This is a genomic window from Streptomyces sp. NRRL B-24085 (assembly GCF_001282115.1).
In the GTDB taxonomy this organism is placed as follows: Bacteria; Actinomycetota; Actinomycetes; order Streptomycetales; family Streptomycetaceae; genus Streptomyces.
Map to the genome: position 1 here is coordinate 1 of NZ_LJBR01000524.1, position 6,265 is coordinate 6,265.

The 6,265-nt window shown below is 70.7% G+C and carries 5 protein-coding genes; 2 read left to right on the forward strand and 3 right to left on the reverse strand.

Features of this window, described 5'->3' with window-relative positions; translation table 11 throughout:
* Positions 1–172 precede the first annotated feature (172 nt).
* Positions 173–586 carry a pyridoxamine 5'-phosphate oxidase family protein gene (locus AOJ26_RS38565; RefSeq protein WP_053853002.1) on the reverse strand — a complete coding sequence of 138 codons (414 nt, stop codon included), beginning with the start codon at positions 584–586 and terminating at the stop codon, positions 173–175.
* A gap of 128 nt (positions 587–714) precedes the next feature.
* Here AOJ26_RS38565 and clpB point away from each other — a divergent pair, with 128 nt between their 5' ends.
* A complete protein-coding gene (clpB, locus tag AOJ26_RS38570) occupies positions 715–3,312 on the forward strand; it encodes an ATP-dependent chaperone ClpB (RefSeq protein WP_053853003.1) in 2,598 nt (865 codons plus the stop codon).
* A gap of 36 nt (positions 3,313–3,348) precedes the next feature.
* Here clpB and AOJ26_RS38575 read toward each other — a convergent pair whose 3' ends face one another.
* A complete protein-coding gene (locus AOJ26_RS38575) occupies positions 3,349–3,837 on the reverse strand; it encodes a hypothetical protein (protein WP_053853004.1) in 489 nt (162 codons plus the stop codon).
* A gap of 140 nt (positions 3,838–3,977) precedes the next feature.
* Between AOJ26_RS38575 and AOJ26_RS38580 the strand changes: the two genes are divergently transcribed.
* On the forward strand, positions 3,978–4,505 hold the full coding sequence (locus tag AOJ26_RS38580; RefSeq protein WP_053853005.1) for a YbjN domain-containing protein: 528 nt from the start codon (positions 3,978–3,980) through the stop codon (positions 4,503–4,505).
* Between the two features lie 76 nt (positions 4,506–4,581).
* On the opposite strand, the gene AOJ26_RS38585 is transcribed toward AOJ26_RS38580, so the two are convergent.
* Positions 4,582–5,787, reverse strand: coding sequence for a pyridoxal phosphate-dependent aminotransferase (locus AOJ26_RS38585; protein WP_053853006.1), 1,206 nt, complete (start codon positions 5,785–5,787; stop codon positions 4,582–4,584).
* Positions 5,788–6,265 lie beyond the last annotated feature (478 nt).

Consider the following 6,265-nt stretch of genomic DNA (forward strand, 5'->3'; position numbering starts at 1 on the left):
CCCCCACCCCGCGGACCATCTCAGCCACCCCCCGCAGTGCCTGACGCGATTCCCCCGTCGTAACAGATCGCGCAGGTGCTTCCCCCCGCAGCGGCGTCACCGTGACCTGAACACGGTGACGCCGCTGCAGTTTTGGGCGACATTTCGGTGTATCGGGTGATCAGCCCATGGCTCAAAAATGTCCCATCGCTCCCGTGAGGGAGATCTCGATGACCACCCGCCGCGGGTTCGGCGCGGGGGTGCGTTCGTAGCGCTCGGCGTAGCGCCGCACCGCCTCCGCCACCCGCTCCGGCTCCGTGCGCACGTGCGCCCGCCCTTCCAGCGTGGCCCAGCGCCGCCCCGCCACCTGGCACACCGCCACCGCCGCCCCGTCCTCGCCGGCCTCCAGCACGTGCCGGACCTTCGCGCTGGTCCGGTTGGTGATCACCCGGGCGAGCCGGGCCTCGGGGTCGTAGGTCACCCCGACGGGCACCACGTGCGGGGTCCCGTCCGGGCGCGGGGTCGTCAGTGTGCACAGATGCCGTTCGCGCCAGAAGCTGAGGAACGACGGGTCCGGGGCACCCGGATCCTGGGCGTAGGAGGTCATGCCGGGAAAGCTAGTCCCCCCATCCCTCCCGTGGACCACCTTGAGTGGAATAGACTCAACTTTATGTACGCTGACTGAGTCAGTGCAGGAGCCGGTTACAGGAGCGACACCAGGAGGAGTACGGACACGTGGATGCCGAGCTGACCAACCGGAGCCGGGACGCGATCAACGCGGCCAGCAACCGGGCCGTGACCGAGGGACACCCGGACCTCACCCCCGCCCACCTGCTCCTCGCTCTGCTCCAGGGGCAGGACAACGAGAACATCGTCGATCTGCTCGCGGCCGTCGACGCCGACCAGGCCGCCGTGCGGGCCGGCGCCGAGAAGGTGCTCGGCTCGCTGCCCAGCGTGGCCGGGTCCACCGTCGCGCCCCCGCAGCCCAACCGCGACCTGCTCACCGTCATCGCCGACGCGCAGGCCCGCGCCAAGGACCTCGGTGACGAGTACCTCTCCACCGAGCACCTGCTCATCGGCATCGCCGCCAAGGGCGGACCGGCCGCCGAGGTGCTGACCCGCCAGGGCGCAACCCCCAACAAGCTTGTCGACGCCTTCCAGAAGGCCAGAGGAGGGCGCAGGGTGACCACCGCCGACCCCGAGGGGCAGTACAAGGCCCTGGAGAAGTTCGGAACCGACTTCACCGCCGCCGCGCGGGACGGCAAGCTCGACCCCGTCATCGGCCGCGACCAGGAGATCCGCCGGGTCGTCCAGGTGCTGTCCCGCCGCACCAAGAACAACCCCGTCCTCATCGGCGAGCCCGGCGTCGGCAAGACCGCCGTCGTTGAGGGACTCGCCCAGCGGATCGTCAAGGGGGACGTGCCCGAGTCGCTCAAGGACAAGCGGCTGGTCGCGCTCGACCTCGGGGCCATGGTCGCCGGGGCCAAGTACCGCGGTGAGTTCGAGGAGCGGCTGAAGACCGTCCTCGCGGAGATCAAGGACTCCGACGGACAGATCATCACCTTCATCGACGAGCTGCACACCGTCGTGGGCGCGGGCGCCGGCGGGGACTCCTCCATGGACGCCGGCAACATGCTCAAGCCCATGCTGGCCCGCGGTGAGCTGCGGATGGTCGGTGCCACCACCCTCGACGAGTACCGGGAGCGGATCGAGAAGGACCCCGCCCTGGAGCGCCGCTTCCAGCAGGTGCTGGTCGCCGAGCCCACCGTCGAGGACACCATCGCCATCCTGCGCGGCCTCAAGGGGCGCTACGAGGCCCACCACAAGGTCCAGATCGCCGACAGCGCGCTCGTCGCGGCGGCCACCCTGTCCGACCGGTACATCACCTCCCGCTTCCTGCCCGACAAGGCCATCGACCTCGTCGACGAGGCCGCCTCCCGGCTGCGGATGGAGATCGACTCCTCGCCCGTCGAGATCGACGAACTCCAGCGCGGGGTCGACCGGTTGAAGATGGAGGAGCTCGCGCTGGACAAGGAGACCGACCCGGCCTCCCGCGAGCGCCTGGAGCGGCTGCGCCGCGACCTCGCCGACAAGGAGGAGGAGCTGCGGGGCCTGACCGCCCGCTGGGAGAAGGAGAAGCAGTCCCTCAACCGGGTGGGTGAACTCAAGGAGAAGCTGGACGAGTTGCGCGGCCAGGCCGAACGCGCCCAGCGCGACGGCGACTTCGACACCGCCAGCAAGCTGCTCTACGGCGAGATCCCCACCCTGGAGCGCGACCTGGAGGCCGCCTCCGAGGCGGAGGAGGAGGCCGCCAAGGACACCATGGTCAAGGAGGAGGTCGGCGCCGACGACATCGCCGACACCGTCGCTGCCTGGACCGGCATCCCGGCCGGCCGCCTCATGGAGGGCGAGACGCAGAAACTCCTGCGCATGGAGGAGGAGTTGGGGCGCCGCCTGATCGGGCAGGCGGAGGCCGTGCAGGCGGTGTCCGACGCCGTACGGCGCACCCGGGCCGGGATCGCCGACCCGGACCGGCCCACCGGCTCCTTCCTCTTCCTCGGCCCTACCGGCGTCGGCAAGACCGAACTCGCCAAGGCGCTCGCCGACTTCCTCTTCGACGACGAGCGGGCCATGGTCCGCATCGACATGTCGGAGTACGGCGAGAAGCACACCGTCGCCCGGCTCGTCGGCGCGCCTCCCGGCTACGTCGGCTACGAGGAGGGCGGCCAGCTGACCGAGGCGGTGCGCAGGCGGCCGTACAGCGTGGTGCTGCTCGACGAGGTGGAGAAGGCCCACCCGGAGGTCTTCGACATCCTGCTCCAGGTGCTGGACGACGGGCGTCTGACGGACGGCCAGGGCCGAACGGTCGACTTCCGCAACACGATCCTGGTGCTGACGTCCAACCTGGGCAGCCAGTTCCTGGTCGACCCGATCACCAGCGAGGCGGAGAAGAAGGAACAGGTCCTGGAGGTGGTGCGGGCCTCCTTCAAGCCGGAGTTCCTCAACCGGCTCGACGACCTGGTCGTCTTCTCCGCCCTCACCAAGGACGAGCTCGGCCGGATCGCGCGGCTCCAGATCGACCGGCTCGCACAGCGCCTCGCCGAGCGCCGGCTCACCCTGGAGGTCACCGACGCGGCCCTGGACTGGCTCGCCGTCGAGGGCCTGGACCCGGCCTACGGCGCCCGCCCGCTGCGCCGCCTCGTCCAGACCTCCATCGGCGACCGGCTCGCCAAGGAGATCCTGTCCGGCGAGGTCAAGGACGGCGACACGGTCCGGGTGGACGCCTTCGGCGACGGCCTGATCGTGGGACCGGCCACCGGCAAGACGCTCTGAGCGGCGCGGTGACGAGGGGGGTGGGTGCCCCCCTCGTCACCGCGTGAAGGTCACGAACCGCACCTCGGACCACTTGCGGCTGTCGTGGGTGACGTCGATCTGCACGGAGGCCCGCTCTCCCGCCACCGGGCCCGCGTTCAGGCAGACGTCGACCTGGGCGTCGCCGCACTGCGTGGTCCGCAGTTTCGGCCCCTGCGGGAAGCTGGCCGCCACCCAGGCGTCGATCTCGGCGCGCGGCATCCGGAAGCGGGCCTCGTAGCGGGGTTCGGACCCGGCCTGGAGCCCGCACCAGCTGTCGCGCATGCCCTCCGGCACCTTCGCCCCGCCGAAGGCGAACGCTTCGGCGCACGAGGTCTTCTTCACGTCCGCCTCGACCGAGTCGTCCGTGAAGAGCCAGGCGACCAGAACCGCGATCAGGCCGGCCACCACCAGCGTCGGCACGGCCAGGATCGTCAGGAAGATCCCCCATCTGGTCCCGCCCGGCGCGGTCTGTTCCGCGACCGCTTCGGTGTCCGTCGGTGTCATGTGTTCCCCCAATGGTCGACCCCCGTTCTACCGGGCTGACCGGATCATGTCAGCCCTGGGAGGACAGGGCCCGTCCGGGCTTGCCACCCCCCTCCCCGCATGGGGGAGGATGGCAGGATCCGTACGAAGGGAAATTCACGGTGACCATCGACCCGTCCTCGATTCCGAACTTCGGGGGCCAGCCCGAGCCGCAGCCCCAAGGACCGGCGGGCCCCGTCGTCCCGGATCAGGATCTCGTGAAGCAGCTCCTCGACCAGATGGAGCTGAAGTATGTCGTCGACGACGAGGGCGACCTCGCAGCGCCGTGGGAGCAGTTCCGTACGTATTTCATGTTCCGCGGTGAGGGCGACCAGCAGGTCTTCTCGGTGCGGACGTTCTACGACCGGCCCCACCAGATCGACGAGAAGCCCACGCTGCTGGAGTCCATCGACGACTGGAACCGGCGCACCCTGTGGCCCAAGGTCTACAGCCACACCCACGACGACGGCACCGTCCGTCTGATCGGTGAGGCGCAGATGCTCATCGGCACCGGCGTCAGCCTGGAGCACTTCGTCTCCTCGACCGTGAGCTGGGTGCGCGCCGCCATCGAGTTCGACAAGTGGCTCGTCGAGCAGCTCGGTCTCGAGCAGGAGGTCAACGACGCGGAGAAGCCCGAGGACGACGAGTAGACGTCCTCGCGCCACCCGAAGACGCCCGCGCCCGTCCACAGCCTGTGGACGGGCGCTCTCCTTCCGCGAGCCCCTCTCAGCCCGCGAGCCCCTTCAGCCGCTGGACGGCCTCCTCCAGCACCCCCGTCCGCTTGCAGAACGCGAACCGCACGAACGGCGCGCCCGCCTCCCGGTGGTCGTAGAAGACCGCGTTCGGGATGGCGACGACGCCCGCGCGTTCGGGCAGGGCGCGGCAGAAGGCGAAGCCGTCGCCCTCCTCGGACAGCACGGCGCCGAGGGGGCGGATGTCGGTGGTGACGAAGTAGGTGCCGGCGGGCCGGAACACCTTGAAGCCCGCCTCCGCGAGACCCGCCGCCAGCAGGTCCCGCTTGGCCAGCATGTCCTCGCGGAAGGCGGCGAAGTAGCTGTCCGGGAGGGCGAGCGCCTCGGCGACCGCGTACTGGAAGGGCCCGGAGGACACGTACGTCAGGAACTGCTTCGCCGAGCGGACCGCCGAGACCAGACCGGGCGCCGCCGTGATCCAGCCGACCTTCCAGCCGGTGAAGGAGAAGGTCTTGCCCGCGGAGCCGATGGTGACCGTGCGCTCCCGCATCCCCGGGAAGGTCGCGAGCGGCAGGTGCTCGGCCTCGTCGAAGACCAGGTGCTCGTAGACCTCGTCCGTGACCACCAGCAGGTCCCGCTCCACGGCCAGCTCGGCGATCGCCGTCAGCTCCTCGCGGGTGAGGACCGTGCCGGTCGGGTTGTGCGGGGTGTTGATCAGCAGGAGCCGGGTGCGGTCGGTGACGGCGGCGCGCAGCTCGTCGAGGTCGAGGCGGAAGCTGCTCTCGTGCGGCCGCAGGGTGACCGGGACCCTGGTCCCGCCCGCCATGGCGATACAGGCCGCGTAGGAGTCGTAGTACGGCTCGAGCGCGACGACCTCGTCCCCCGGCTCCACCAGCGCGAGCAGGGCGGCGGCGATGGCCTCCGTGGCGCCGGCCGTGACCAGGACCTCGGTGTCGGGGTCGTGGGCCAGGCCGTACCGGCGCTCCTGGTGCGCGGCGATCGCGGTACGCAGCTCCGGGACGCCCGGGCCCGGCGGGTACTGGTTGCCGCGGCCGTCGCGCAGCGCCCGCACGGCCGCCTCCCTGACCTCCTCGGGACCGTCCGTGTCGGGGAAGCCCTGCCCCAGGTTGATGGATCCGGTGCTGAGGGCCAGGGCGGACATCTCGGCGAAGATCGTCGTCCCGAACTCGGTGAGACGGCGGTTGAGCAGGGGGCGCGCGCTGGAGGTCATGCCGGCCATCCTGCGCCCAAGCTCTGGAGTTCCTCAACTCTGCTTTGGCCCGTGACACGGAAGGGCATCTCCAGCTCACGCAGCGAGCGAGGCGCCCACGGGGGGTCGTTGTCGGGGCGCTGCGGAGAGGTCGGTGACGCCATGGGCGTGGTTCTCGGCATCATCCTGCTGGTTCTCTTCCCGGTCGTGCTGCTGCTGGCGATCGGGAGGGCCGGACGTCGGCGGCATGGCCGGCGCAACCGGCGGCTGTACAGCGGTTCCGCCTCAGGTTCGGGCGGCAGCTGGTGGGCCGGTGACAGCGGTTCCGACTCCGGCGGCGGACATCACGGAGGGCACGGCGGGCACTCCTGCGGCGGCCACTCCGGCGGTCACTCCTGCGGCGGCGGGTCGTCCTGTGGTGGCGGGTCGTCCTGCGGCGGCGGAGGCGGATGCGGGGGAGGCAGCTGACACGGGGCAGCTGACTCCGGCAGGGGGAACCGCATCCGGG

Excerpts from the sequence above, each read along its gene's own strand:
- AOJ26_RS38565 (WP_053853002.1), bottom strand. The coding sequence starts at position 586 with ATGACCTCCTACGCCCAGGATCCGGGTGCCCCGGACCCGTCGTTCCTC.
- AOJ26_RS38575 (WP_053853004.1), bottom strand. The coding sequence starts at position 3,837 with ATGACACCGACGGACACCGAAGCGGTCGCGGAACAGACCGCGCCGGGC.
- AOJ26_RS38585 (WP_053853006.1), bottom strand. The coding sequence starts at position 5,787 with ATGGCCGGCATGACCTCCAGCGCGCGCCCCCTGCTCAACCGCCGTCTC.